Genomic DNA, 26860 nt, shown 5'->3' with positions numbered 1-26860 from the left:
TTTTCCCAATAAATTCTCAACAGGAATAAGAATTCAGGAGGCTCAGGCTTTTCCAAGAATCAACATCTATTGATATATCTCAATATCAGCCCATGCCACCCAAGATGGTGATGATATTGTTTCAACATAGACAACTCGCACAGGGTCTGGGCGGCGATTCTGAAATTCCAACCAAAGACCACCACTCGTGTAACTCGTGATTGCGCCGAGGAAGATCATTTTCCCTCCATTGGTTCTTCCCCATATCCGATGATTTGTATCCCCTGCAGGACTTTGCACCGTCAACAAACGAATAAGAGAAAAATTCCTTTCCCACCCAAGATCCAAGGCAATCCACTGGGTTGAAAATCCATTGGAATTCCAATATGTGCCGGCATTTCCGTCAATTGCTTTGAGTGAATCCCCATAGTTTCCAGAAGCGCCAAAAATACCGAGCGGAATCTTGGTCCCATAGCTATTCGCAGATACGGTTTTTTCCTCAGAGAGTATTTCTGCACTGGCTGACAAAGCAGTTGCAGAAAGTAAAACGCAAAGAACAGATCCGATGAAATTTTCTCGCATGATTGCATCTCCTTCAATATTGCGCAATATTGCGCAATGCAAGGCTAGGACGCAATAATGGCTAAGGCAATAAGACCAATCCTATTATTCGATCTACCATATTCAGGAGAGCGATGTATCTGCAGGCGACAACAGAAAACGTTTGGCCAGGGCCTCAAAAGGCGTAACCCATCTGTGTCAAAGCCCATTCGACTCTCTCAATACCAGACGCCGAACATGCTCAATAAACGCCTCCAGCACCGCCGCAGGCTGGTCCGCCCGCCAGGCCATGACAGCGGGCGTCATGGCCTGCTGCGGCCCGCGCAGCGGCACGAACACCACGCCGTTCATTCCTACGCGCTGCATGCAGCTGGGCACCAGGGCCACACCCTGTTCTGCCGAGACCAGGGCCATGACGGTGAGCCACTGGCGCGCGGCGTGGCGTGTGTGGGGGTGGATGCCGGCCTGCTGCAGGCAGGCGATGACGTTGTCGTAGTTGGCCGGGGCCACTTCGCGGGCGAACATGACGAAGGTGTCGCGGGCCAGTTCGCGCAGGTCGATGGCAGGCTGCTGCGCCAGCGCATGCGTGGCGGGCAGGCAGCAGACAAAGGGTTCCTCGCCGATCGACAGGGTCTGCAGGCCGTCTGGCGGGGTGGCTATGTTGAGAAAGCCGCAGTCGATCTGGCCGCTGGCAATGGCCTGCAGTTGCTCGCGCGTGGACATTTCATGCAGGCAGACTTCGACCAGGGGGCGTTCTGCGCGGAAGGCGCGGCAGAAGTCCGGCACCTGGCGGTAGACCATGGAGCCGGTGATGCCCACGTCCAGCCGGCCCTGCATGCCTTCGGCCACGCCACGCACCACGTCGGCCGCATGCTGCAGTTGGGCGAGCACCTTGCGTGCCTCGACCAGGAAGGCCTCGCCCGCAGGGGTGAGGCGCACGTTCTTGGCGTCGCGGTCCATGAGGCTGGCGCCCAGGTCCTGCTCCAGGGTCTTGAGCGCCATGCTCAGCGGCGGCTGGGTGATGCACAGGCGCTGGGCCGCGCGGCCGAAGTGGCGTTCCTCGGCCAGGGCGACGAAATAGCGCAGCAGGTGGGTCTTCATGAGAGGCGGCGGATGAGGAGCAAGCGAGATGGCATCTTGCACCATGGCTACCTCTGAAATACAGATTGATAAATCATGGGACTTCAGATGGTTCGCAGCCACAAAACCCGCGCACCTCAACTTTGAGACACCGAGGAAGGGCCGCCCCGCACCGAGGGTGTCGTCCCCCTCCGCGCAGCGAGAAGGGGGAAGGCGCGAAGCGACTCAGGGGGTCAATACGATTTAGGCAAGCCCAATACCTTTTCGGCGATGAAGCACATGATCAATTGGGGGCTGACGGGCGCCAGGCGCGGGATCCAGGATTCGCGCATGTAGCGCTCCACGTGGTATTCCTTGGCGTAGCCCATGCCGCCGTGCGTGAAGATGGCGGTTTCGCAGGCCTTGGCGCAGGCTTCGGCCGCCAGGTACTTGGCGGCGTTGGCCTCGGCGCCGCAGGGCAGGCCCCTGTCGTAGAGGAAGGCGGCTTTTTGCACCATGAGGTGGGCGGCCTCCAGGCCCATCCAGGCCTGGGCCAGCGGGTGCTGTATGCCCTGGTTCTGGCCGATGGGGCGGTCGAAGACCACGCGCTCCTTGGCGTACTGGGTGGCACGCGCCAGGGCGGCGCGGCCCAGGCCCACGGCCTCGGCGGCGATGAGGATGCGCTCGGGGTTGAGGCCGTGCAGGATGTACGAAAAGCCCTTGCCCTCTTCGCCGATGCGGTCCTCGGCGGGGATGCGCAGGCCGTCGATGAACAGCTGGTTGGTGTCCACGCATTTGCGGCCCAGCTTGTCGATCTCGCGCACCTCGATGCGTTCGCGGTCCAGGTCGGTGTAGAACAGGCTCAGGCCTTCCGTGCCCTTGCACTCTTCCACGGGCTTGGTGCGCACCAGCAGCAGGATCTTGTTGGCGACCTGGGCGGTGGAGATGAAGACCTTCTGGCCATGGACCACGTAGACGTCGCCATCGCGCACGGCGCGGGTCTGCAGCTTGAGGGTGTTGAGGCCCGCATTGGGCTCGGTGACGCCGAAGCAGGCCTTGTCCGTGCCCGCGATCAGGGGGGGCAGCCAGCGGCGTTTTTGCTCGTCCGTGCCGAAGACGACGACGGGGTGCAGGCCGAAGATGTTCATGTGCACGGCCGAGGCGCCCGACAGGCCCGCGCCCGTGGCCGAGATGGTGTGCATCATCAACGCCGCTTCGCTGATGCCCAGGCCTGCGCCGCCGAATTCTTCGGGCATGGCAATGCCCAGCCAACCCGCGTCGGCCAGGGCCTTGTGGAAGTCGTGCGGGAAGCCGCCTTCGTGGTCCTTGCGCAGCCAGTAGTCGGCGTCAAAGGGGGCACAGGCGCGCTCGACGGCGTCGCGTATCTGTTCCTGTTCTTCGTTCCACAGAAAGTCCATGGTGTGTTCTCCGTTGCTTGTTGCTGTTCGCTTGTCGTGTCTGTGGGGTGACGGGGCTCAGGCTGCCGGCCGGCGCACGCGCTCGGGGTTCTCGCCGTAGGGCGGGCTGTAGAAGACCAGCAGGCGCACGGGCTCGGCGCTGGTCACGCGGAAGATGTGCATGCAGTCCTCGGGGAAGAAGCAGGTGTCGCCGGGCTGCATGGCAAAGCGTTCCTTGCCGTCCGGGGTGTCGATTTCCACCTCGGCCGTTCCGGCCAGCAGGTAGCAGGCCTGCTCCATGCCGGGGTGGGCATGGGGCAGCGCGCCGCCGCCCTGCTCCAGCGTGCCCAGCACCAGCTCCATGTGGCGCGCGCCCACGTTGGCGGCGCTGACCAGGCGCCGGTTGACGGTGCCGTGGTGGTTGGCGGGGCTGTAGCCGGGCACGTCTTGTTCGCGGATCAGGTAGCGGGGCATGGGCGGTTTCCTTCTGTTTGTGCCTGTGCTTGTGTTTGTGGTGGGGCGTCTTGCAGCGGGGCAGCCTGGCTGCAGGCGCGGCTGGCCTGCAGGGCGGCCAGCTCGGCCTCGGTCAGGCCCGCGTCGCGCAGCACCTGCAGGGTGTGTTCGCCCAGGCGCGGCGCGGGGGCGGCGCGTTCTGCGGGTGGCGTGGCGCTCCAGCGCGTGGGGCTGGCCGTGGTGCGCAGCCGGCCTTCGCTGGGGTGGTCTATCTCGTGCACGAAGCCGGTGGCCTGGTGCTGGGGGTCGGCGATCAGGTCCTCGGGCGAGGCCATGGGCATGTTGGGCACATCGGCCGCGTCCAGCAGTGCGCGCCATTCGGCGGTGGTGCGCCCTGCCATCAGCCGCGAGACTTCGGCATAGACGGCATCGATGTGCAGCGCGCGCTGGCTGTGGGTGGCGAAGATGGGCTCCGCCATGCGCTCGGGCTGGCCTATGGCGTTGAAGAAGCTGTGCCAGTGCTTGTCGTTGTAGATGAGAACGCACAGGTGGCCGTCGCTGGTGCGATAGGGCCTGCGGTGGGCCGTGAGCAGGCGCGCATAGCCGGGGCCGCCCAGTTGCGGCTCGAACGACAGGCCCGCCATGTGGTCGCCCAGGATGAACTGGGTCATGGCCTCGAACATGGGCACGACCACGGCCTGGCCCTTGCCGGTCTTCTCGCGCGCATAGAGGGCGGCAGTGACGGCGTAGACCGCGTGCAGGCCGGTGACGCGGTCGCCCAGGGTCATGGGGGCATAGGCCGGCTCGCCACCGCCGTATTGCTGCGCCAGCCAGGGCACGCCGGTGGCGCCCTGGATGAGGTCGTCATATGCGGGCCGGGCCGCGTAGGGGCCGCGCTGGTCGAAGCCGCAGCAGCTCACGTGGATGATGCGCGGGTTGCGCGCCGCCACGTCCTCGTAGGCCAGGCCCAGGCGCGCCATGGCCTGGGGCCGCACGTTGCTGACCAGCACGTCGCAGCCTTCGGCCAGGCGCAGCAGGGCCTCGCGCGCGGCGCCCTGCTTGAGGTCCAGCACCACGGAGCGCTTGCCCTGGTTGGCCTGCAGGAAGATGTGGCCCATGGCGGGGTTGCGCATGGGGCCGACGTGGCGCATGTTGTCGCCCTCGGGCGATTCGACCTTGATCACCTCGGCCCCCAGGCACGCAAGGATCTGGGTGGCAAAGGGGCCCATGACCACCGAGGTCATGTCCAGCACCTTCACGCCGGCAAGAGGGCCTTGCTGTCCCTGCTGTCCCTGCTGCCCTTGCTGCGCTTGTTCCATGCCGCTCTCCTTCACTGCGCCTCGATGCCCGCCTGCTTGACCAGTTGCCCCCAGCGAGCCATCTGGTCCTTCACATAGGTGGCGAACTCGGCAGGCGTGGCCGTGGGCCAGACCTCGAAGCCGACCTGGGCCAGCTGCTCCTGCACGGCCTTGTCCTTGAGGATGGCCTGCAGCTCGGTGTTCAGCCGCTCGGTGATCTCGGCGGGCATCCCGGCCGGGCCGAAGATGCCGTTCCACGACGTGATGTCGAAGCCCGGCAGCGTCTTGCCGATGGCCGGCACATTGGGCAGCAGGGTGGAACCCTTGGCCGCCGTGACGGCCAGGGTTCGCACGCGGTCGGTCTTGATCGTGCCCCAGGCCGAGCCCAGGTCGGCCACATAGACCTGGATCTGGTTGCCCATGAGGTCGGTCAGCGCCTGCGGGCTGGACTTGTAGGGCACGGAGGTGATCTGGGCGTGCGTGACGTACTTGAAGGTTTCCGAGGCCACCAGCGAGGTGCTGTTGGGCGTGCCGTAGGACAGGCGATCGGGATTGGCCTTGGCGTAGTCGATGAGTTCCTGCACGGTCTTGGCGGGCACGGAGGGGTGGACCAGCAGCGCAAACGGCAGCTCGCCCACGCGCGCCACGGGGGTGAAATCCTTGACGGGGTCGTACTTCAGGCCCTTGACCAGCCAGGGGTTGGCCGAGTGCGAGGTGTTGGTGGTCATGAACAGCGTGTAGCCGTCCGGCTTGGCCTTGGCCACATGGTTGGCGGCAATCTGGGCATTGGCGCCGGCCTTGTTGTCCACGATCACGGGCTGCTTGAGCCGCTCGCCCAGCCGGGTAGCCACCAGTCGCGCCACGGCATCGGTTCCACTGCCGGCCGCGAACGGCACGACCAGGGTGATGGGGTTGGAGGGATAGCTGCCCTGGGCCTGCGCAGCGGGCGCTGCAACGACGGCCATGGCACTGAGAGCGCCAAGGGCCAGGGCCCTGCGCAACGGGGAATGCTTCATTTGCTTGTCTCCTGTTTCCTATCCTGTTTTCCTATGGAAAGCGGCGCTGTGTGTCCAGCGCTCGCCGCCATGGTGCGGGCGTCAATGATTCAAGTCCAATTCTTTAAAACCAAGCAAGGATTCGATTTATGAATCATTGAATCCTGCGTCAGGCTCCATGTCCCGCCTCTTGCGCAAGGACTGCATCGGTGCGAGGCTGGCAGCCTTGCACGACACCATGCCAAGGAGTTCCGCATGTCACACACCGTCCACACCATCCGGCTGCACCGCGTCCTCAAGGCGCCGCCGCAGCGCGTGTACCAGGCCTTCACCACGGCCGCTGCCCTGGCCAAATGGCTGCCGCCCCACGGCTACATCTGCGAGGTGCCCGAGTTCGACGCCCGGGTCGGCGGGCGCTACCGCATGGCCTTCGTCAATCTGTCCACGGGCGGGCGCAGCGGCTTCGGCGGGGAGTTCCTGGACCTGGAGCCTGGCCGGCTGGTACGCCATACCGACCGCTTCGACGACCCGCAACTGCCCGGCGAGATGATCACCACCATCACGCTGCGCGAGGTGTTCTGCGGCACTGAAATGGATGTGACCCAGGAAGGCGTGCCCGCCGTCATTCCCGCCGAGGCCTGTCACCTGGGCTGGCAGGAATCGCTGCAGTTGCTGACCCTGCTGGTGGAGGCCAGCGTGCCGGGCTGAGACCCTGCACAAGCCCCTGCTGTCACACAGCTGCGGTTGATGGATTGCCGTGCTTCGGAGGACAATGGCAGTATTGCCCGCCAACGCCCGGAGGTCCGCCATGGCCACCCCCTTTGCACTGACCGCTCAAGCCATCGATGTCCTGCCGTTTGGTGCGCGGCTGGCGGGCGCCCGGACCTGCGCCCTGTTCAAGTCCCAGGACATGGAAGTCATCCGCGTGGTGCTGCGCGCCAGCCAGTCGCTGCCGCCGCACAAGGTGCCTGGCAGCGTCAGCCTGCATTGCCTGGAAGGCGAGCTGGAGGTGATGCTCGGCGAAAGCCGCCAGTCCCTGCAGGCCGGCCAGCTGATGCACCTGCCGGCCAACATGGCGCATGCGGTACGCGCCATCGAAGACACCTCCGCTCTGGTCACCATCGTTCTGTGCAGCTGAACGGCTGACGCGGAACATGCAGCCTCGCGCGCGGCCTGCCCGCGTGCGAATGGTTGTGCCTGCGCCTCATTTGCGATTCATTCTCATTAGCAAATCTATAATCACGCCTTTCTCGTTAGCTCACGCCATGGACGCAGCCGCCGCCAGCCCTTCGCAATGCATGACGAGCCCCGTGATTGCATTCGTTGAATGGACGCTCCATGGACGCGCAGATTTCCCAGTCCGCCAAGGCGGCAACCAGCGTGGAAAGCCTGTACCACAGCCACCAGAACTGGCTGCAGGGCTGGTTGCGGCGCCGGTTGGGCGACTCCTTCGACGCGGCCGACATGGCGCAGGACGTGTTCATGCGCCTGCTCACCCGCCAACCCGGCCCTGACGCAACCGGCCTGCGCCAGCCCCGCGCCTACTTGAGCACCATTGCCCATGGCCTGCTGGTGGACCACTGGCGCCGCCGCGAGCTGGAACGTGCCTGGCAGGAAACCCTGGCCCTCATGCCCGAGGCGCAGGCCCCCTCGCCGGAAAGCCGGCTGATCTTCCTGGAAACCCTGGTCGCCATAGACCGCATGCTGGATGCCTTGAAGCCCCGCGTGCGCAGCGCCTTTCTGTGGGCGCAACTGGAAGGGCTCACCTGCCCGCAGATCGCCGAACGACTGGGCGTGTCCCTGGCCACGGCCGAGCGCTACATCGCCACGGCCCTGCGCCATTGCTACGCACTGCGCTTCGGGGCATGAGCAGCGATCTTTCGCCCGGCCTGATCGACGAAGCCATCCAGTGGTCCGTACGGCTGGACTTCAACACGCCCAGCCCCGCCACACGGCAGGCCTTCGAGCAATGGCTGCATGCGCAGCCCGCCCACGCCCTGGCCTGGGATCGGGTGCAATCACTGAGGACCGACTTTGACCGCATGCCGCAACGCCTGGCACTGGACACGCTGGATGCAGCGCAGCGCATGCGCCAGTCCCGCAGCGTCTCGCGCCGCCGCGCCCTCAAGCTGCTGTCCTTGTCCGGAATCGCCACGGCAACGGGCTGGATGGCCTACAGCCACACGCCTTGGCAGCGCCTGCTGGCCAGCGCCAGCACCTCGGTGGGCGAGCAGCGCACCGTCAGGCTGGACGATGGCAGCACCATCGTGCTCAACACGGACACGGCCATCCGCACGGAGCTGGACCCGCAGCAGCGCCTGGTAGTGCTCAGCCGTGGGGAAATCCTGGTGACCACGGGCGCCGACGAGACTGCACCCGGCCACCGGCCCTTCAGGGTGCGCACGCCGTTTGGCGATCTGCAGGCTCTGGGCACGCGCTTTGTGGTCAGGCTGCACAAGCATCGGGCCCTTGTCAGCGTGCAGGAAGGCGCCGTACTGCTGACGCCTGCAAAGGCCGCAGACAGCGCCGCACGGCAAACGGCGATGCCCGGCTCGCCGTGGTGGCTGTCGACCGATGCCAGTACCCCGGCACCTCCCCCGGACTTTGGTGCGGACGACTGGGCAGATGGCGTGATGGCAGGCCGGGCCATCCGCCTGGGTGACCTTCTGGCGGAACTGGGGCGCTACCGCCATGGGCACATCAGTTGCGATGAGCGCGTGGCAGGCCTGCGCCTGTCGGGCACCTTCCATGTGCGCCAGACCGAGCAGGTGCTGCAGCTCATCGCGCAGACGCAGCCCGTGAGCATCAGCCGGCGCACGCGCTGGTGGGTTCATGTGGGGCCGGCATCCGGCCAGTGATTTCCACTATTTTTCAGAAAAAGTGAGGGGATCCGGATTTTCGTACGGCCTGGGAATGAGTCCTTCAATCCTTTCCCGTATTGCATCCAGGAGAACCCAGCATGTCCCGTCATCACCCGCCCAGGCCCGGTAGCCAACCGCAGTGGCGTCCCCGCCCGCTTGTCACCCTTGTGCAAGCCGCCGTCATCGGTATGGCGATGTCGACCCTCGTGCCTTCAGGCGCAGCATGGGCGCAGACGGCCACAGGCCAGGCCGGAGCGCTCACGCGCGATTTCAGCATTGCAGCAGGTCCGCTCGATGCGGCACTGGATCGCTTCTCCCGCGCAGCGGGCGTCAGCCTGTCCTATGACCCGGCACTGGTGGCGGGCCTGCGCACGGGCGGGCTGACCGGCAGCCACGGCGTGTCGGCCGGGTTGCAGCAACTGCTGGCGGGCAGCGGCGTGGCAGCCGTGCAGCAGCCTGGCGGAGGCTTTTCACTGAAGGCTGCCGCGCCCTTGCCTGCTGCGGCAGGCCCCACCCCACCGTCTTCCGCCAGCACGCTGCAGACCGTCAATGTGACGGCCGATGCGGAGCGCAGCAGCGCCACGGAAGGCACGGGCTCATACACCACGCCCAGCATGGCCAGCGCCACGGGGCTGAACCTGTCGCAGCGCCAGACGCCGCAGTCCGTGAGTGTGGTGACGCGCCAGCAAATGGATGACTTCCACCTGAGCACCCTGCAGGACATTGCCAAGGTCACGCCCGGGCTGTACGCCAAGAACCCGGCCGTGACCGATTCGGAGTCCACCTTCTACGCGCGCGGCTTTGCGCTGGAGCATGTGAATGTGGACGGCCTGCCGCTGGACGTGACGGGCTTCAATTCGCGCAATGTCTCGGCCGACCTGCTGATGTATGACCGCGTGGAGGTGGTGCGCGGCGCCACGGGCCTGATGGATGGCGTGGGCGCGCCTTCGGGCTCGGTCAACCTGGTGCGCAAGCGCCCTACGGCCCAGCCGCTGCTCAATGCCACGCTGGGCCTGGGCAGCTGGAACAACCGCCAGGCCTCGCTGGACGCAAGCCGTGCGCTCAATGCCAGCGGCAGCGTGCGCGCTCGCGTGGTGGGCGGCTGGCGCGACAGCGACAGCTTTGTCGATGTCACCAACACCCGCAATGCCAGCCTGTACGGCATCGTGGAAGCGGACCTCACGCCCGACACCACGCTGGGCCTGGGCGCCTACCGCCAGCGCACGCGCACCAAGGGCGTGTTCACGGGCCTGCCCACCCTGCCCAATGGCGGCCATATGGACCTGCCGCGCTCCACTTTCCTCAACAACGCGGAGTCTTTCCAGAACCGCGACAACGATGGCGTGTTCGTTGATCTGGAGCAGCGCCTGCGCAACGGCTGGACGGTCAAGCTGGGCATCAACCATATCGAGGCCGATTCCGACATCCGAAACACCACCAACAGCCGCGTCGCGGGATCGACCACACAGCTGGAGCAGTCCGAGACGGGCTGGCGCTACGGCACACGCCAGACCGTGGCCGACTTGCGCACCCGGGGCCCAGTGCAGTGGTTCGGGCGCACGCACGAGATCGCCGTGGGCGCCAGCTACCGCAATGACAGCTCGCATGCGGCCGAGACCTGGGGGTCGTCGGCCTCGCGCATCGTCGACATTGCGAACTGGAATCCCTACTCCGCGCCCTGGACCGGCTCAGTGCCTGCCAATGGCGACCTGTGGGGCCGCAAGACGCGCGAAAAAGCCATCTACGCCAGCGGCAACTTCAGCCTGGCCGATCCGCTGCACCTGATTCTGGGCGGGCGTCTGGGCTGGTATGAGCAGGACACGACGGGCTGGTACACCGGCACGCCCAACTGGAAGCGCAGCCTGGACGAGAGCGCCAGGTTCGTTCCCTATGCGGGCCTGGTCTATGACGTGGATGACAGGCATTCGGTCTATGCCAGCCTGACACAGAGCTACCAGCCCCAAAGCTCGATGGACGTGCGGGGCAACACCCTGGACCCGATGACAGGCACCAACTACGAGCTGGGCGCCAAGGGCGAGTACTTTGACGGGCGACTCCATGCCAGCGCCTCGGTGTTCCGCATCACGCAGCGCAACCGTGCCGTGCGTGACGATGCCAATTGCCCCACCAGCGGCGCCATCAGTTGCTTTCGCGCGGCGGGCGAGATCCAAAGCGATGGCCTGGAGTTGCAGCTGTCCGGACTGCTGCAGCCCGGCTGGCAGGTTTCGGCCGGCTACACCTATGTGCGGGCGCGCTACACCAAGGACCGGATTGCCACCAACATCGGCCAGCGCGTGAGCACCGACGAGCCCCAGCACCTGCTCAAGCTCTACACCAGCTATCGCCTGCCCGGCGAGTACGGGCGCTGGAGCCTGTACGGATCGCTGCATGCGCAAAGCAAGATGTTCCGCCGCGAAACCGGCTTCGAGACCACGCAGCGCAGCTACGCCCTGCTGGGCCTGGGCGTGGGCTACCAGGTCAATGCCAATGCCCATGTGCAGCTGAGCGTGGACAACCTGCTGGACCGCCGCTACTACCAGGATCTTGGCTATTCATGGTCGGGGGGCCTGGCGCGCTACGGGGCACCGCGCTCGGTGGCCGTGACGCTCAGCTACAGGCTCTGAGGCCGCGCCTCAACGCACGGGCAGGAACTGCATGAAGGGCCCCGCCACCAGTCCCTGCCCGTAGCCGATGAAGGAGCGCCGATAGCGCTCGGTGGTGTAGTTGGCGATCAGGTCCAGCCGGCCGATGATCTTGCCCATCTCACGCTCGAAGCTCAGGTTGCGCGCGTCGTCGCCCAGGTGGTTGGACAGCAGCAGCGGCCCGCCTGCGGCATTGCGCCGTGAGTTGAGAATCCAGTTGGCCACTTCCACGTTGCGTGCGGCGTTGTAGATCAGCTGCGGGTCCAGCCCATGGACCAGGGTGAAGCTGGTGCGCCCGCCGTGGGCGGTGATGATGGTGTCGGCCAGCGCATGGACGAAGGCGGCCACGCGGTCGCCCTTGAAGTCGGGCTGCAGCGCCAGCGAGAGCGCGGCCACGTCCTGGGCGCCGCGCAGGTCGGCCCAGGGCTGGCGCTCGGTGATGGCGATGCGCACGTAGGCGGATGCGGCCTCGCGGCTTTCGGCGGTTTTCTTCCACTCGGAGGGGTTGCGCAGGTACAGCTTGTCCATGATGCGCATCAGGCTGTCCAGGTTCTCCTTCATGGCCAGGGTGGCCATGCGGTTGCTGTCGGACTGCACGATTTCGCTGGGCTCGAACGAGGCGCCCTCCACCTTGCCGCGCGGCGCGGGCGTGTCGGCACAGCCCGCTGTCAGCAGCAGCGCCAGCACCGGCGCCAGGCGGCGCGCCGCGCCGCCTCCCGGTCGGGGCCGGCTGTCGTTCACCCCGGCTCTGCGGCCGGCCTCCCCAGGCAAGACAAGCTCAATAGTCATCCCGGAACGATAGCAGCGCACTACCGGGGCGCCGAGGCCCGATGCCCTGTCTTACATACCCTGGCGCCGGCAGCGTCAACCTCCCGTCAGGCAGTGTTGCTGCACCATCCAGTCATCCACCGCCCCGGTGCTGCGCCAGCAGGTGGCCAAGGATCTTCCAGGTCTGGGGCTGCTCCACCATGGGCACGGGAATGCGCAGCATGCTGCCCGCTGCCTGCCTGGGTGAAAACAGCAGGCCCGGTGCCAGCAGCAGGCCCTGCGGCGCGGCATGGCGGGCCAGCACCTCCGAGTCCACGCCGCAGTCCACCCAGGCGAACATGCCGGCCTGCGGTTCGTGCGGGGCGCGGCAGTCCAGGGCTTCGAGCATGCGCAGGCAGCGGTTGCGCGCGCGGTCCACGCGCTCGCGCAGGCGGTCCACATGCTTGCGGTACTGGCCATCGGCCAGCACGCGGTGCACCACCTGCTCGCCCGGCAGTGCCGTGGTCAGCCCGCCCAGCAGCTTGAGGTCGGTCAGCCGCCGTATCAGGTCGGTGTGCGCCGCCACATAGCCCACGCGCAGGCTGCCGGCCAGGGTCTTGGAGTAGCCGCCCACCAGGAGCACGCGCTGCAGCCGGTCCATGGCGGCCAGGCGCACTGGCACGCCGGGCAGGAAGTCGGAGTAGGTGTCGTCCTCGGCCAGGTAGAAGTCGTGGCGCTCGGCAATGCGCAGCACCTCGTGGGCCACGCCGGCCGACAGGGTCTGGCCCGTGGGGTTGTGCACGGCCGTGTTCAGGATGAAAAGCCGGGGCTGGTGCTGGCGGGCCAGCCGCTCCAGCGCCTCCACGTCGGGGCCGCCGGGCAGGCGGGGCACGCCGACCACGTTCACGCCCAGGGCGTTGAGCCGGCCGAAGATGAGGAACCAGCCCGGGTCTTCCACCAGCACCGTATCGCCGGGCCGCACCAGGCTGCGCACGATCAGGTCCAGGCCCTGGGTGACGCCGGCCACGGTCATCAGGTGGGCCTCGGGGTGGGCGGGCACATCCTGGGCCTGCAGCACCGAGGCGATCTGCTGGCGCAGCGGCAGGTAGCCCTGTGGCACGCCGTAGGTCAGCAGGCTCGGACCCGTGCTGCGGCCCACGGCACGCAGGGCCGAGGCCAGCATCTCCTGGTCCAACCATTCCGGCGGCAGCATGCCCGCGCCACCCGAGTGCTCCATGCCCTCGCGGAACATGCTGCGCAGCAAAAAGGCGGTATCGAAGGCCGCGCCCTGCTCCAGCGTAGGCAGGGCATCGCTGGCACGGGGCGCCGCCTGGGCCGCGCGCCGGGCACTGACGAAGACGCCCGAGCCGCGCCGCGAATGCACCAGGCCCTGGGCGGCCAGCCGGTCATAGGCCTGCACCACGGTGTCGCGGCTCACGGCCGCCTCTTGCGCCAGGGCACGCACGGAAGGCAGGCGCGAGCCCGCCCGCAGGCCATGGTGGCGGATCAGGCCGCCGTAGTGGTCCACCAGCTGGTCCACCAGCGAGAGGTCGGAAGACCGCAGCGGGCGCCAGGGCACAGCGGCCTGGAAAGCCGTATCTGAGGATGCGCGCGGTGCCTTCGGTGTCTGCTGTGCCTGCGCTTGCTTCGGCGTGGCTGCGGGATCAAGTGTCAGGGTCATGTGGGCAGGCCAGTTGGAAAATTGTTCTGGCAAAGTGTACTGCTACTGTACCGAACACTGCCATTAGCATAGCCTGACGGCGCCGCGGCCTGCGGCATGCGCAGACAGGGCGCCGGATTCCCTGCCATGCCTGTTGCCACCATGCCCTTCGATACCGCCCACACCTCGTTCCTGCTGCCGCTGGCCATGTTCTCCTTCGTCAGCTCCGTCACGCCCGGCCCCAACAATGTGATGTTGACGGCCTCGGGCGCCAGCTTCGGCTACCGCCGCACGGTGCCCCACATGCTGGGCATCACCCTGGGCGTGGTGGTCATGGTGCTGCTGGTGGGCGCGGGCCTGGGCGCGGTGTTCGAGCGGCTGCCGGTGATCTACACCGCGCTCAAGTACCTGGGCGCGGCCTACCTGGTCTGGCTGGCCTGGAAGATCGCGGGCAGCGGCGGCATCGACGGCGGCAACGCGGGAGCCCGGCCGTTCGGGTTCTGGCAGGCGGCCGCCTTCCAGTGGGTCAATCCCAAGGCCTGGATCATGGCCATCGGCGTGATTGCCACCTACACGCCGCGCGAGGATTTCTTCATCAACCTGGTGCTGGCCGCGCTGGTGCTGGGCATCGTGAACTATCCCAGCGTCAGCGTCTGGACGCTGTTCGGCAGCGCCGTGGGGCGCGCGCTGCGCTCGCCGCAGGCACTGCGCCGCTTCAACTGGGGCATGGCGGCCCTGCTGCTTCTGTCGCTGTACCCGGTGCTGGCAGATTCACACGCCTGATTCAAACGCCTGATCCACGCGGCTGCTTCATGCGGCCGATGCCGCATCCAGCGCCAGTATCTGCTGCGCCAGCGCGGCGATGCCGGCCTCGCTGAGGTCGTCGGCCTGCACCCTGCGGCGCGTGCGCCACTGCGTGAAATGCCGCTCCTGCGAGCGCTCGTAGTGCGGGTCGTAGTGCTGGGCCATGAGCTCGGAGAACAGCGGCGAGAGGCTGCGCTCATGCGCCCAGGCCTGCCAGCGCGAGATGGTCTCCTTGCCCTGCAGCTCCTTGAGCCAGCCCAGCTTGTCGGCCAGCGTCTGCGGATCGTCGCCCAGGTAGGCGTAGTCGCGCAGCAGGTAGGCCAGGCGCGCCTCGGGCGTGGCATCGAGCGCAATCACGGGCGACTGGCGCATGTGCTCGACCAGCACCAGCGGCAGGGACACGCGGCCGATCTTGGCGCTCTCGCCTTCCACGTACACGGTGCGCGACGGATCGAAACTCTCCAGCTGCTGGGCCAGCAGCGTCTCGAAGTATTTTTGGCTGGGCTGCTCCACGCCGGGCAGGTTGCCCAGCAAGGAGCCCTTGTGACTGGCATAACCCTCCAGGTCCAGCACCTGCTCGCCGGCCTCGGCCAGGGCGTGCAGCACGCGGGTCTTGGCGCTGCCGGTGGCGCCGCACAGCACCTGCAGGCGCAGCTGGGGCACCAGGCGGTCGATCAGCTCGATCACATGGCCGCGATAGGACTTGTAGCCGTTGGCCAGTTGCTGGGCATCCCAGCCGACCAGGCGCAGCCAGGTGACCATGGAGCCGCTGCGCAGGCCGCCGCGCCAGCAGTAGACCAGCGGCTTCCAGTTGGCGGGCTTGTCGGCGAAGGTTTCCTGCAGATGGCGCGCCAGATTGGCCGAGACCATGGCCGCGCCCAGGCGCTTGGCCTCGAAGGGGCTGACCTGCTTGTAGATGGTGCCGATCCGGGCGCGCTCCTCGTTGTCGAGCACGGGGCAGTTGATGGCACCGGGAATGTGGTCCTGCGCGAATTCGGCAGGCGAACGGGCGTCGATCAGGGTGTCGAACTGGTGGCGGTCGGCGATGCGGATGGGCTGGCGGTGGGACACGGGCAAACGGTGATCTGGCGATCATGCGGGAGGCAGAAACAACCGGCGCCATGGCCTCAGGGGCTCATGGGCCGGCACCGGAACCAGGAAAGTGGATCGAGCCTCGACACGCACCGGCCCGCCCCGCTTCGCGCCCTGCTTGCGCGAGCCGGGCATGCAGCCGACCTTGGAAGCGGGGATTCTCGCACGCCCGACGTGCCCGCGCTCGGCTGTCAGGGCAAGGCAGTCAACGCCAGGCAGTCAACGCAAGGCAGCGGCGATCAGGCCCTGCACGGCGGCCACGCGCTGCACCTGCTGGAGGCTGTCGTAGTTGCCCATGAAGACGGCATACACCAGCGAATGCTGGGGCACGACCACCAGCCGCTGGCCGCCCAGGCCGATGGCCATGTAGTACGCCAGGCCGGCGCGGGTCTGCCCCACGTACCAGTGGTGGCCGTAGCGCAGGCCGGGCCAGGCGTCCACGCGCGGCTGAATGGATTGCACAATCCAATACCGGGGCACCAGCGCCTGTCCCTGCCATTCGCCCTGCTGCAGCACCAGCTGGCCAATGCGGGCCAGGTCCCGCGCCCGCAGGCGCAGGCCGGAGGCGGCGGCCGCCTCGCCGTTGGTGCCAGGCGTCCACTCGGCCTTGTCGATGCCCAGCGGAGCAAACAGCTTGTGCCGCGCATAGTCCAGCAGCGGCATGCCACTGCCCTGCGCGATCAGATGGCCCAGCAGGGCCGTGGCCCCGCCGCTGTAGCACCAGCGTTCGCCAGGCGGGGCGACGATGGGCTGCTCCAGCACGTAGCGGTAGCGGTCGCTGCTGCGCTCCATGGCGATTTCGCTGTTGCGCGGGTCGGAGTACGGAAGGTCCTCGTCCCATTGCAGGCCCATGGTCATGCCCAGGGCATGGGAGACCAGGATGGCGCGCCGGCCCTCATCGGCCGCCAGATCGCTGTAGGCGGGAAAGGCCTGGACCAGGGGCGTGTCCAGCGCGGGCACCTTGCCCTCGGCCAGGGCCATGCCGTACAGCAGGCCGACGATGCTCTTGCTGACCGAGCGCACATCGTGCAGGGAGTCGGCGTTGAAGGCCACCTTGCCCAGCGGCTCGCCCCAGCGTTCGTCCTCGCCCTCGAAATAGCGCTCCAGCGCCAGCCGGCCGTGGCGCAACACGACGACGGCGTGCAGGTTCGCCAGTTCTCCGCTCTGCACGCCCTGGTCCAGGCGTTCGCCCAGGTCTTCGGCCAGGCCGGTGCCGGTGCCGGTGCCGGTGGAAAAGGCACCGCCCTGCCCCACGCTGGCACAGGCCGTGCAGCCCAGCGCCGCCAGGGCTGCACCCGTCTGCAGCCACCTGCGCCTGTCGGTGCAAAAGCCGTTGTTTGTCATGTCCCTCTCCCTTGCTTAGCTAGCTAGTTAGTTACGTACTTACCGCTTGGGCGAAGACCCGCTGCCGCGCGGATGGATCAGCATGCGGTCGCCGCGTATTTCCACATCGAACTGGCGCAGGAAGTTCTGGCCCAGCAGCGCATCCCTGTCCGTGCTGCCGGTATAGCCCGTGCCCACGCGCAGGCCGCTGACCACCAGGGAGGCCACGCGCACCTGCTCGGCCACCACCATGCGGCCGTCGCGCTCGCCATTGGCGGTGCGAAAGCGCACGGGCTCGCCGCCGTCCAGGCCTGCGCGCTCGGCCAGCGGCTCGGTCACGCCGACCATGCTGGCGCCCGTGTCCACCAGGAACATGACGGGCTGCCCGTTGACGGCCCCTTCCACGCGGAAATGCCCATCGCGGTCACGCGCAATGGCCACCGTGCCATCGGCCTGGACCTTGACGCCGGCCGGCTTCAGGTACATCTGCATGGCCCAGTACAGCACGCCCATGACCAGCAGCCAGAACAGCAGAAAACCCAGCATGCCGCGCCGGGCGACGGACTGGACGCTGGGCTCGGCGGCCGGGGTGGAGGAATCGGACGGATCGGACGGATCGGACGGGGGCGGCGTGGATTTGAGGCGCATGGCAATGCAGACGGGATCGGCGATGGCAGCACGGTGGCTGCACGGCGGCAGTCGCCCATTCTGCCTGCGGCCCTGCCCCGTCACGGGCAAGCCAATAGCCGCTACAGTGGGCGCCTTCATCACAGCCCGCTCCTGCCATGACCACGACCGCGCAGCCGCCCTTTGTCCTCCACTACATCTTCGACCCGCTGTGCGGCTGGTGCTATGCCGCCGCGCCCCTGGTCAAGGCCGCGCGCAGCGTGCCCGGCGTCACGCTGCAATGGCATGGCGGCGGCATGCTCACGGGCGCCCACACCCGCACCATCACGGCCGACTGGCGCGGCCACGTGATGCCGCACGACCAGCGCATTGCCGAGATGACGGGCCAGCCCTTCGGCACGGCCTACTTCGACGGCCTGCTCAACGACCTGGGCGCCGTGCTGGACTCCGAACCGCCCACCACGGCGCTGCTGGCCGCCGAGGAACTGGCGGGCCGGGGCCTGGACATGCTGGCGCGCCAGCAGCAGGCCCACTATGTCGAAGGCCGGCGCATCAGCGATCCGGCCGTGCTGCTGGAACTGGCCCGGGACCTGGGCCTGGACGTGGCGGCCTTCACCGACGCCTTCCAGCGCCTTTCGGGCGCCGCAACCCAAGCCCATATCGCCCAGTCGCGCGAATGGCTGGAGCTGGCCCAGGGCCAGGGTTTCCCGACCTTCGCGCTGGAGTTCGATCACCCCGAGGCAGAGCAGCCGGGCCAGCGCGCCATACAGCGCATCGACATCGGACCCTGGCTGGGCGATGCACAGGGCTGGGCAACGCAGCTGGGCGAGTGGGTGCAGCAGGTTGCGGCCATCACCGCCGGCGAGCAGACCGCGCCCCAAGGCGAGGATTGCGGGCCCGATGGCTGTGCGCTGCCCAAGAACTGACCCGTCAACGCCGGTCAAAGAAAAACCGCGCCCTGGCGCGGTTTTTTCATGGAGCGCGGACGCCCGTCAATCCATCTTGGAGATCATCACCTCGCCAAAGCCGGAGCACGACACCTGGGTGGCGCCGTCCATCAGGCGGGCGAAGTCGTAGGTCACCTGCTTGCTCTGGATGGCCTTTTCCAGCGCGCTGATGACCAGGTCGGCCGCCTCGCGCCAGCCCATGTGGCGCAGCATCATCTCGGCCGAGAGGATTTCGGAGCCCGGGTTCACATAGTCCTTGCCCGCGTACTTGGGGGCCGTGCCGTGCGTGGCCTCGAAGCAGGCCACGGAGTCGGACATGTTGGCGCCGGGCGCAATGCCGATACCGCCGACCTGGGCCGCCAGCGCGTCCGAGATGTAGTCGCCGTTGAGGTTGAGCGTGGCCACCACCGAGTACTCGGCCGGGCGCAGCAGGATCTGCTGCAGGAAGGCGTCGGCAATGGAGTCCTTGATGACGATGTCGCGGCCCGTGCGCGGGTTCTTGAACTTGAGCCAGGGTCCGCCGTCGATGGGCTGGGCGCCGAACTCGCGCGCGGCCAGCGCGTAGCCCCAGTCGCGGAAGCCCCCTTCGGTGAACTTCATGATGTTGCCCTTGTGGACCAGGGTCACGCTGGGCTTGTCATTGTCGATGGCGTACTGGATGGCCTTGCGCACCAGGCGCTCCGTGCCCTCGATGGACACGGGCTTGACACCGATGCCCGAGGTCTCGGGGAAGCGGATCTTCTTGACGCCCATCTCCTTGACCAGGAAGTCGATGAGCTTCTTGGCGTTGTCGCTGCGCGCCTCGTACTCGATGCCCGCGTAGATGTCCTCGGAGTTCTCACGGAAGATGACCATGTTGGTCTTCTCGGGCTCCTTCAGCGGCGAGGGCACGCCCTTGAAATACTGCACGGGACGCAGGCAGACGTAGAGGTCCAGCTCCTGGCGCAGCGCCACGTTCAGCGAGCGGATGCCGCCGCCCACGGGCGTGGTCAGCGGGCCCTTGATGGAGACCACGTACTCGCGCAGGGCCTGCATGGTTTCCTCGGGCAGCCAGACATCGGGGCCGTAGATGCGCGTGGATTTCTCGCCTGCGAAGACCTCCATCCACTGGATCTTGCGCTTGCCGCCATAGGCCTTGGCCACGGCGGCATCCACCACCTTGATCATCACGGGCGTGATGTCCACGCCGGTGCCGTCGCCTTCAATGAAAGGAATGATGGGCTGGTCTGGCACGTTCAACGACATGTCGGCGTTGACAGTGATCTTCTGGCCCTCGGCCGGCACCTGGATGTGCTGGAAGCGGTTCATGGGGACGGGTCTCCGTTGGCTGGTGCACGAGGCAAGAGTGAATGCCCGGAACGGGCACGAATTTGGTGCAGAAAATTCTAACGACAATCGGGCCGCCCTCCTGTCAACGGCGATACAGTAAGCGCGTTGAGCATGTGCGGTGCATCAAGAATTTCGCACCGTTGTCTGATTCAACTTGGCTTCTACCGCTTTTCTAGGAAATGGCATATATGAAAAAACTCCTCGCTGTCCTGATCGCCGGTTCGTTTGCCGCAGGCGCCTTCGCACAGGCCGCCGCAGCACCCGAAGCGCCGATGTCGGCTCCCACGGCCGCTTCCGCAGCTGCTCCCGCTCACACAGCCAAGAAGGCCAAGGTCGCCAAGAGCGGCAAGCACTCCGGCAAGAAGCACGCCAAGCGCTCCACGAAGAAGGCACACAAGGCCGTGGCCTGATCCATGCCAAGGGATACCAGCAGGCATCCCCTCAAAAAAGCCCGCAAGTCAGCAATGCACTGCGGGCTTTTTGCCGCCCGGCCGGCCATGATGGCCCGGCCAGGCCGATTTTTGCGTCCGGCCACGCGCCCCCTGCGACAGAATGTGCAAGATGACGAAGCCTTCGACACCCCTCCACACATCCCTTTCCCGCCGCGCGCTGCAGCGGTTGCTCATGGCCGCCTGCCTGGCTGGCGCCGCCGTATCGGCAGGCGCACAGCCCCAGGGCAGCCCCCAGATGAATCTGCGCCGCGTGGAGTTGACGGCCGGAATCCACCGCATCGATGCCCAGGTGGCCGCCTCGGACCGCGAGCGCGCCATCGGCCTGATGTTCCGCCAGGACATGCCCGCGCAGGAGGGCATGATCTTCGTCTTCGAGGTGCCCGCCGTGCAGTGCTTCTGGATGCGCAACACCTTGCTGCCGCTGACCGCCGCCTTCGTGGCCGATGACGGCACCATCGTGAACCTGGCCGACATGAAGCCCATGACCGAGGACTCGCACTGCTCGGCCAAGCCCGTGCGCTATGTGCTGGAGATGAACCAGGACTGGTTCGCCAAGCGCGGCCTGAAGGCTGGCGTCAAGCTGGGCGGCAGTCTGTTCACACCGACGCCAGCCCCCAAGCCATAATCACGCCCCATGCAAGCGCTTCGCTCCTCGTTCTGGCTCACCCGGCTGATATTGGCCTGGTTTGCCGTGACGCTGGGCGTTGCCGTGGCATCGCCCCTGGTCCATCCCCAGGGATTCGAGCTGGTCTGCACGGCCAGCGGCGACGTCAAGCTGGTGGCGCTGGGCGACAGCGCAGCCCCGGGCATGGGCCACCACCAGCTCGACTGCCCCATGTGCCTGCCCGCTGGCGCACCGCCGCCGGCCCTGCCGGCGATGGCCGTGCCCCACCAGCAACCGCTGGCCCACGCGCTGCTGCCACTGGTGGCGGCGCACATTGCCTCCGTCACACGCGCGCCGCTGCCGGCGCGCGGCCCTCCCTCGCTGACTGCCGTGTTCTCTTGAATCGCCGCCGGGCCTGCTGATGCGCGCCCGGCCCGCCTGTGCCGCGCCTGTGGCCCAGGACTGCGCCGCATGCGCGGTGCAAGACCCGGAGTCAGTTCGTGAATTCTTCCCCTTTCCCCGCGATGGCGGCGCCGGTGCGCGCATCCACGCACGCCTTTCGTCTCCATCCCCTGGCCACGGCGCTGTGCTGCGCGCTGGGCGCCGCATGGGCACCTGCCGCGCACGCGCAGGCCCTGGCCGAGGCAGCACTGCCCGCCGTCGAAGTCTCCGACCAGGCCACGGCCGACGCCAACGGACTGCTGCCGCTCAACAAGACCGTGGGCACGGCCAGCCGCCTGGGCCTGACGGCGCGCGAGACACCGGCCTCGGTGCACATCGTGGACCGTGCCGCCATCGAGGCGCGCGGCGCCCAGGACACGCAGGAGATCCTGCGCTCCATTCCGGGCGTCACGGCCTACAGCCCGCCCGGCAACATCGGCATCAGCTACCGGGGCTTCGGCACGGGGTCGGTCAGCCAGCTGTTCAACGGCATCAACCTGCAGTACTCCATTGCGGCACGGCCCGTGGACAGCTGGATCTACGACCGGGTGGAGGCCATTGGCGGTGCCTCCGGCTTTCTCTACGGCGCAGGCGGCGTGGGCGGCACGCTGAACTACATCACCAAGCTGGCCCAGCGCGACAGCTTCACCGAAGGCCAGCTACGCCTGGGCAGCTATGGGCTCAAGGAAGCCTCCGTCGGGCTGAACCGCCGCCTGGGCGATGCCACCGACAGCCAGGGCACGACCCATTACCTGCGCCTGGACCTCAACCACCGCGATGCCGGCAGCTGGGTGGGCGGCACGCAGTCGCGCTCCACGCAGCTGGCGGCCTCGCTGCTGTCCGACCTGGGTGGCAGCCTGACGCACACCCTGGCCTACGAAGCCCAGCATGAGCGCGTGGACCGCCCCTACTGGGGCACGCCGCTGCTCAACCCGCTGCGCGGCCAGGCGCGCATTGACGAGGCCACCCTCGGCAAGAACTACAACAGCGCCGACGGCCTGTACGCCCAGCGCGTGCAGTGGCTGCGCTCCATCACCGAATGGCGGGCCAGCGACCGGCTCAAGCTGAGCAACACCTTCTACGCCTATGACGCGCTGCGCGACTACCGCAACGTGGAGACCTACCGCTTCACGCCCGACAACAGCGCGGTGGTGCGCTCGGCGGCGCTGCTGCAGCGCCATGACCAGCGCATGGTGGGCGACCGCATCGAAGGCAGCTACCTGGGCGAGCTGGCCGGCCGGCGCAGCGAATGGGCCTTTGGGCTGGATGTGAGCGTGAACCGGCAGACACGCTTTCCGAACAGCCTGTCGGGTACGGTGAGCACGGTCAATCCCTACGATTTCACGACAGAGAACTTCTACGACATTCCCGGCATGGCGCCCGGCTTCAGGCCCGACCGCGACAACAAGGTCACCACGACCGCCCTGTACCTGGAAAACCGCACGGCCCTCACCCCGGCCCTGCACCTGCTGACCGCCCTGCGCCATGAACGCATCGAGGTGGACCTGACCAACCGGCGCGATGTAACGCCCGCGCTGCCCGCCAGCTACAGCCGCAGCTATAGCCCGACGACCGGGCGCGTGGGCCTGGTCTGGGATGCCACGCCCGAGGCCAATCTCTACGCCCAGTTCTCCACGGCGGCCGATCCGCCGTCGGGCATGCTGATGGGCGCCTCGTTTGCCGACGCCGTCAACAACACCGGGCTGACCACGGGCCGCCAGGTGGAGGCGGGCAGCAAGCTGTCGTTCTGGCAGGGCAAGGGCACGGCGGCGCTGGCGGTCTATCACATCACGCGCCGCAACATCTCCACCCAGGACCCGCAGGACAGCACGCGCACGGTGCTGGTGGGCCAGCAGTCCTCGCGCGGGGTGGAGCTGTCCATGGGCCTGGCGCCCACGCCGCGCTGGTCGGTCCAGGGCAACTGGAGCCATGTGGACGCGCGCTATGACAACTACCAGCAAGGCGGCGTGTCCCTGGCGGGCAAGCGGCCCACGAACACGCCCGCCAGCGTGCTCAACCTCTGGACCAGCTACCGCATCACGCCGGCGCTGGAGGTCAACGCCGGGCTGCGCCGCGTGGGAGGCATCTATGCCGATGCGGCCAATACCCTGTCCTGGCCCGCCTATACCCTGCTGGACCTGGGCCTGAGCTACCGCATCGACCCGCGCATGACCGTGGTTGCACGGCTGCGCAATGCCACGGACCGCGTCTACGCCGCCAGCCTGACCAGCACCATGGCCTACCTGGGGGCGCCGCGCACGGCCGATATCACGCTGCGCGTGGCGTTCTGAGCGAGGGCCGCGCCATGCGCCTTCACCTCAAACGCTGGCTGTTCCTGCTGCACCGCTGGCTGGGCATTGCCGTGTGCCTGTTCTTTGCGCTGTGGTTTGTCTCGGGCATGGTGATGATGTATGTGGGCTACCCCAAGCTCACCGAAGCCGAACGGCTGCGCCACCTGCCCCCGCTCGATGGCAACGCCGCCCTGCTCGCGCCCGCCGAGGCGCTGCGCGCGGCCGGCATCGACGGCCCGCTCAAGGACCTGCGCCTGCATGCCGGCAGCGCCGGCCGTACCAGCTACCTGGCCACGCCCGAGGGGCGGCGCCAGCCCGTGGCCATCGATGCGGCCAGCGGCCAGGTGCTGCCCGCCACCAGCGAGGCACAGGCCCTGGCCAGCGCGCGCGCCTTCGCGGGGGACGGCACGGGCCTGCACTACCTGGGCACGGTGGATGAGGATGCCTTCAGCCACTCGCGCGCGCTGGACATCCACCGCCCCCTGCACCGCGTGCAGATGGACGATGCCCAGGGCACGCTGCTCTACATCTCCGGCCGCACGGCCGAGGTGGTGCGCGATGCCACGCGCACCGAGCGCGGCTGGAACTACCTGGGCGCCTGGTTGCACTGGCTGTACATGTTCCGGGGCAATGCCTTTGATGGCGCCTGGGCCGACATCGTCAACGTGCTGTCGCTGGTCGGCATTGCCGTGGCCATCACCGGCACCGTGGTCGGGGTGATGCGCTGGCGGTTCAGGCAGCCCTACCGCAGCGGCCGGCGCACGCCCTACCCGGGCCGCGCCATGCGCTGGCACCATGTGGCGGGCCTGCTGTTCGCGCTGACCACGCTGGCCTGGATCTTCAGCGGCCTGATGTCCATGAACCCCTGGCGCCTGTTCGACACGGGCACGCCGCCACTGCACATGGCCCGGTGGCAGCAGGGCCCGCTGCGCCTGACCGGGGACGACGCCACGCCGCAGTCGCTGATTGCCGCAGCGGGCGGCCCCGTGCGCGAACTGCGCTGGCTGCGCACCGCAGGCCGCACCGAGGTGCTGGCCCAGCCCGCAGCCGGTACGCCCCTGGTGCTGGACAGCGCCAGCGCCGCGCCCGCATCCCATTCGCGCGAAGCCCTGCTGGACCGCGCGGCCGTGCTGGTCGACGCACCCGTGCTGCGCAGCGAATGGCTGACCGCGCACGACCTGTACTGGTACGAGCGCGCCGAGCACACCATGATGGGCGGCCATGACAAGCCCCTGCCCGTGCTGCGCGTGGTCTTTGGCGATGCCGCGGCCAGCTGGGTGCACATCGACCCGCACACGGGCCAGGTGCTGGGCCGGCTGGACGGCACCCAGCGCCTCAAGCGCTGGCTGTTCGCCATGCTGCACAGCTGGGACTGGCTGCCGCTGCTGCAGCGCCGGCCGCTGTGGGATGGGCTGCTGCTGGCCTTCAGCCTGGGCGGCCTGCTGATGAGCGCAACGGGCGTGCTCATAGGCGTGCGCAGGCTGCGCCGCAAGCGCAGCCATCGCGCACAGGCATCTGCTTGCCTGGAGGCGCAGCCACATGGTTAGCCACCATACTGTATGCTTGCCGCATGCAACTCGAACAGAAATACCAGGCCTTGCTGGCCGAGGCCGAGCGCCGCAAGCTGGACGACGTGGACAGCATGCGGCTGTGCTTCCAAACCCTGTCCCTGGCTGCGCGCATCGACCGTGACTGCGCCGCACTGCTGGCGCCCCATGGCCTGTCCGAAGGGCGCTTCGTGCTGCTGTTCCTGCTGGAATCCGCCAGCGAAGGCCTGGCACCCAACCACCTGGCCGAGCAGGCCGGCATCACCCGCGCCACCGTGACCGGCCTGCTGGACGGCCTGGAACGCGAGGCCCTGGCCGAGCGCCTTCCCGACCCGGCCGACCGCCGCGCGCTGCGCGTGCAGCTCACCGCCAAGGGCCGCCAGCTGGCGCGCAAGCTGTTTGCCCGGCACAGCCAATGGATCGCCGGCCTGTTTTCCAACCTGTCGCCCGCCGAACGCGGCCAGTTGGGAAAGCTGCTGGCCAAGGCCGCCGCAGGCGTGGAGGCCAGCGCATGACGGCGCCCACGCCCCGGCGCAAGGGCGCCAACCGCACGGTCGATATCACTCCCGAACTGCTGCAGGCCCTGTCCCTGGGCGAGATAGAGACCGCCACGCTGACCGAAAGCCTGGCCGTGGACCAGGCCCGGCTGCTGCAGGCCGTCTTTCCCGACGCGTGGCCGCAGCTGGAGGACACGGCGCAGGCGCTGGGCCAGCTTGGCATTCTCAAACGCATGGAGTGCATTGGCGGCCTGCTGTGGCAGGCGCTGGGCCAGGCGGGCTGGCAGCGCTGCCTCACGCACCGCTCTGACACGGTGCGCGGCTGGGCCTGCTTCATGGCCGGTGCGCAGCCGGGCCTGACCCTGAGCCAGCGCCTGGAACTGCTGCAGCCGCTGGCCGATGACTCGCATTTCGGCGTGCGCGAATGGTCGTGGATGGGCGTGCGCCCGCATCTGGCCAGCGATCTGCCGCAGGCTGTGGCCGAGTTGTCTCGGTGGACAAGGCGGCCCTCCGACCGCCTGCGCCGTTTCGCCAGCGAGGCCCTGCGGCCGCGCGGCGTCTGGTGCAGCCATATCGCGGCGCTCAAGCAGCAGCCGGAGATCGCCCTGCCCCTTTTGCAGCGGCTGCGCGCCGATGCCTCGCCCTATGTGCAGGACTCGGTGGCCAACTGGCTCAACGACGCGGCCAAGAGCCGGCCCGACTGGGTGCGCGCCCTGTGCGCGCAATGGCTCCAGGAATCGCCCGTGCCCGCCACGCGGCGCATCTGCGAGCGTGCGCAGCGCAGCCTCAAGGAGAGCTAGCCTCCTGCCGGCCCGCCAGCCGTTCGCAGTCGGGCTTGATGCAGCGCCCGTAGAGGATGTGGGAGTGCTCCACGATGGCAAAGCCATGCGAGCGCGCCAGCAGCTTCTGGCGCTGCTCGATCACCGCATCGTGGAACTCCTGCACCAGGCCGCAGCGCGTGCAGATCAGGTGGTCATGGTGCTCGCCGTCGTCGAGTTCATAGACCGCCTTGCCCGCCGCAAAGCGCTGCTGGCGCAGCATGCCGGCCTGCTCCAGCTGCGCCAGCACGCGGTAGACCGTGGCCAGGCTGGTGCCCCGGCCCTGGTCATGCAGCTGGCGGTAGACCTCCTCCGCCGCCAGATGCCGCTGGTCCCCGTGGCGAAAGATGTCCAGTACCCACAGTCGCGCCAGCGTGGCCTTCAGCCCCAGGTTCTTGAGGTCAGCGGAATCGGACATGCAGCCCTTTCTTGTCTC

Annotated in this window: 27 protein-coding genes; 14 read left to right on the top strand and 13 right to left on the bottom strand. The window is 67.6% G+C overall.

The window, feature by feature from the left end:
- Positions 1-66 precede the first annotated feature (66 nt).
- The 6 genes from BO996_RS29160 to BO996_RS16945 all read right to left on the bottom strand — a co-directional run bounded on the left by BO996_RS29160 (position 67) and on the right by BO996_RS16945 (position 5763).
- On the bottom strand, positions 67-561 hold the full coding sequence (locus BO996_RS29160) for a discoidin domain-containing protein (protein ID WP_156897973.1): 495 nt from the start codon (positions 559-561) through the stop codon (positions 67-69).
- Positions 562-738: 177 nt separating this feature from the next.
- The gene (locus tag BO996_RS16965; RefSeq protein WP_071955798.1) at positions 739-1686 is read right to left on the bottom strand and encodes a LysR substrate-binding domain-containing protein; all 948 of its coding nucleotides are present in this window, start codon (positions 1684-1686) and stop codon (positions 739-741) included.
- Positions 1687-1853: 167 nt separating this feature from the next.
- A complete protein-coding gene (locus BO996_RS16960; RefSeq protein WP_012205503.1) occupies positions 1854-3017 on the bottom strand; it encodes an acyl-CoA dehydrogenase family protein in 1164 nt (387 codons plus the stop codon).
- Between the two features lie 57 nt (positions 3018-3074).
- The gene (locus BO996_RS16955) at positions 3075-3470 is read right to left on the bottom strand and encodes a cupin domain-containing protein (RefSeq protein ID WP_012205502.1); all 396 of its coding nucleotides are present in this window, start codon (positions 3468-3470) and stop codon (positions 3075-3077) included.
- Positions 3455-4693: a CaiB/BaiF CoA transferase family protein gene (locus BO996_RS16950; RefSeq protein WP_232240548.1), complete on the bottom strand. Its 1239-nt coding sequence runs from the start codon at positions 4691-4693 to the stop codon at positions 3455-3457. Before BO996_RS16950 ends, BO996_RS16955 begins: the two co-directional genes overlap by 16 nt.
- 86 nt (positions 4694-4779) lie before the next feature.
- Positions 4780-5763, bottom strand: coding sequence for a Bug family tripartite tricarboxylate transporter substrate binding protein (locus BO996_RS16945; protein ID WP_071955793.1), 984 nt, complete (start codon positions 5761-5763; stop codon positions 4780-4782).
- Positions 5764-5997: 234 nt separating this feature from the next.
- Between BO996_RS16945 and BO996_RS16940 the strand changes: the two genes are divergently transcribed.
- The 5 genes from BO996_RS16940 (at position 5998) to BO996_RS16920 (ending at position 11227) form a co-directional block, all read left to right on the top strand.
- Positions 5998-6450 carry an SRPBCC family protein gene (locus BO996_RS16940; protein ID WP_012205499.1) on the top strand — a complete coding sequence of 151 codons (453 nt, stop codon included), beginning with the start codon at positions 5998-6000 and terminating at the stop codon, positions 6448-6450.
- A gap of 100 nt (positions 6451-6550) precedes the next feature.
- Positions 6551-6880 carry a cupin domain-containing protein gene (locus tag BO996_RS16935; RefSeq protein WP_013802496.1) on the top strand — a complete coding sequence of 110 codons (330 nt, stop codon included), beginning with the start codon at positions 6551-6553 and terminating at the stop codon, positions 6878-6880.
- Between the two features lie 200 nt (positions 6881-7080).
- Positions 7081-7611, top strand: coding sequence for a sigma-70 family RNA polymerase sigma factor (locus BO996_RS16930; RefSeq protein ID WP_071955791.1), 531 nt, complete (start codon positions 7081-7083; stop codon positions 7609-7611).
- Positions 7608-8600 (top strand): FecR domain-containing protein, encoded by a 993-nt coding sequence (locus tag BO996_RS16925; RefSeq protein ID WP_071955789.1) that lies wholly within the window; start codon positions 7608-7610, stop codon positions 8598-8600. Before BO996_RS16930 ends, BO996_RS16925 begins: the two co-directional genes overlap by 4 nt.
- Positions 8601-8791: 191 nt before the next feature.
- Positions 8792-11227 carry a TonB-dependent siderophore receptor gene (locus BO996_RS16920; RefSeq protein WP_232240347.1) on the top strand — a complete coding sequence of 812 codons (2436 nt, stop codon included), beginning with the start codon at positions 8792-8794 and terminating at the stop codon, positions 11225-11227.
- Positions 11228-11236: 9 nt separating this feature from the next.
- Here BO996_RS16920 and BO996_RS16915 read toward each other — a convergent pair whose 3' ends face one another.
- Together BO996_RS16915 and BO996_RS16910 are read right to left on the bottom strand one after the other, a co-directional pair.
- Positions 11237-12034, bottom strand: coding sequence for a hypothetical protein (locus tag BO996_RS16915; RefSeq protein WP_376781550.1), 798 nt, complete (start codon positions 12032-12034; stop codon positions 11237-11239).
- A 112-nt stretch (positions 12035-12146) separates the two neighbouring features.
- Positions 12147-13673, bottom strand: a complete 1527-nt coding sequence (locus BO996_RS16910; RefSeq protein ID WP_071955785.1) for an aminotransferase-like domain-containing protein — start codon at positions 13671-13673, stop codon at positions 12147-12149.
- 126 nt (positions 13674-13799) lie between these two features.
- On the opposite strand from BO996_RS16910, the gene BO996_RS16905 reads away from it, so the two are divergent.
- On the top strand, positions 13800-14435 hold the full coding sequence (locus tag BO996_RS16905) for a LysE family translocator (protein WP_071955783.1): 636 nt from the start codon (positions 13800-13802) through the stop codon (positions 14433-14435).
- Positions 14436-14462: 27 nt separating this feature from the next.
- Here BO996_RS16905 and mnmH read toward each other — a convergent pair whose 3' ends face one another.
- The 3 genes from mnmH to BO996_RS16890 form a co-directional block, all read right to left on the bottom strand.
- Complete coding sequence (gene mnmH, locus BO996_RS16900; RefSeq protein WP_071957138.1) at positions 14463-15527, bottom strand: tRNA 2-selenouridine(34) synthase MnmH; 1065 nt, start codon at positions 15525-15527, stop codon at positions 14463-14465.
- 240 nt (positions 15528-15767) lie between these two features.
- Entirely contained in the window at positions 15768-16892 is a 1125-nt protein-coding gene (locus BO996_RS16895; RefSeq protein ID WP_071955781.1) for a serine hydrolase domain-containing protein, read from the bottom strand.
- 39 nt (positions 16893-16931) lie between these two features.
- Positions 16932-17519, bottom strand: coding sequence for a retropepsin-like aspartic protease family protein (locus BO996_RS16890; RefSeq protein ID WP_232240346.1), 588 nt, complete (start codon positions 17517-17519; stop codon positions 16932-16934).
- 137 nt (positions 17520-17656) lie between these two features.
- Between BO996_RS16890 and BO996_RS16885 the strand changes: the two genes are divergently transcribed.
- The gene (locus BO996_RS16885; protein ID WP_071955777.1) at positions 17657-18424 is read left to right on the top strand and encodes a DsbA family protein; all 768 of its coding nucleotides are present in this window, start codon (positions 17657-17659) and stop codon (positions 18422-18424) included.
- 66 nt (positions 18425-18490) lie between these two features.
- Here the strand turns inward: BO996_RS16885 and icd are convergent, their stop codons facing one another.
- Complete coding sequence (gene icd, locus BO996_RS16880) at positions 18491-19753, bottom strand: NADP-dependent isocitrate dehydrogenase (protein WP_013802507.1); 1263 nt, start codon at positions 19751-19753, stop codon at positions 18491-18493.
- A gap of 209 nt (positions 19754-19962) precedes the next feature.
- Between icd and BO996_RS16875 the strand changes: the two genes are divergently transcribed.
- The 7 genes from BO996_RS16875 (at position 19963) to BO996_RS16845 (ending at position 26406) form a co-directional block, all read left to right on the top strand.
- Entirely contained in the window at positions 19963-20184 is a 222-nt protein-coding gene (locus BO996_RS16875) for a hypothetical protein (protein WP_012205488.1), read from the top strand.
- A gap of 214 nt (positions 20185-20398) precedes the next feature.
- Positions 20399-20851 (top strand): DUF192 domain-containing protein, encoded by a 453-nt coding sequence (locus BO996_RS16870; RefSeq protein WP_071955776.1) that lies wholly within the window; start codon positions 20399-20401, stop codon positions 20849-20851.
- A 9-nt stretch (positions 20852-20860) separates the two neighbouring features.
- Positions 20861-21232 carry a DUF2946 family protein gene (locus BO996_RS16865; RefSeq protein WP_065346442.1) on the top strand — a complete coding sequence of 124 codons (372 nt, stop codon included), beginning with the start codon at positions 20861-20863 and terminating at the stop codon, positions 21230-21232.
- Positions 21233-21354: 122 nt separating this feature from the next.
- On the top strand, positions 21355-23562 hold the full coding sequence (locus BO996_RS16860; protein WP_071955774.1) for a TonB-dependent receptor: 2208 nt from the start codon (positions 21355-21357) through the stop codon (positions 23560-23562).
- 14 nt (positions 23563-23576) lie between these two features.
- A complete protein-coding gene (locus tag BO996_RS16855) occupies positions 23577-25109 on the top strand; it encodes a PepSY domain-containing protein (RefSeq protein ID WP_071955772.1) in 1533 nt (510 codons plus the stop codon).
- 23 nt (positions 25110-25132) lie between these two features.
- Positions 25133-25624, top strand: coding sequence for a MarR family winged helix-turn-helix transcriptional regulator (locus BO996_RS16850; protein ID WP_012205483.1), 492 nt, complete (start codon positions 25133-25135; stop codon positions 25622-25624).
- Complete coding sequence (locus tag BO996_RS16845) at positions 25621-26406, top strand: DNA alkylation repair protein (protein ID WP_071955770.1); 786 nt, start codon at positions 25621-25623, stop codon at positions 26404-26406. Before BO996_RS16850 ends, BO996_RS16845 begins: the two co-directional genes overlap by 4 nt.
- On the opposite strand, the gene fur is transcribed toward BO996_RS16845, so the two are convergent.
- Positions 26393-26842, bottom strand: coding sequence for a ferric iron uptake transcriptional regulator (gene fur / locus BO996_RS16840; protein WP_013802513.1), 450 nt, complete (start codon positions 26840-26842; stop codon positions 26393-26395). The two genes, BO996_RS16845 and fur, sit on opposite strands and share 14 nt — an antisense overlap.
- Positions 26843-26860 lie beyond the last annotated feature (18 nt).

The sequence above is a fragment of the Delftia sp. HK171 genome, from assembly GCF_001886655.1.
Taxonomy (GTDB): domain Bacteria; phylum Pseudomonadota; class Gammaproteobacteria; order Burkholderiales; family Burkholderiaceae_C; genus Comamonas; species Comamonas acidovorans.
This window is presented reverse-complemented; position numbering and strand designations above follow the sequence as displayed.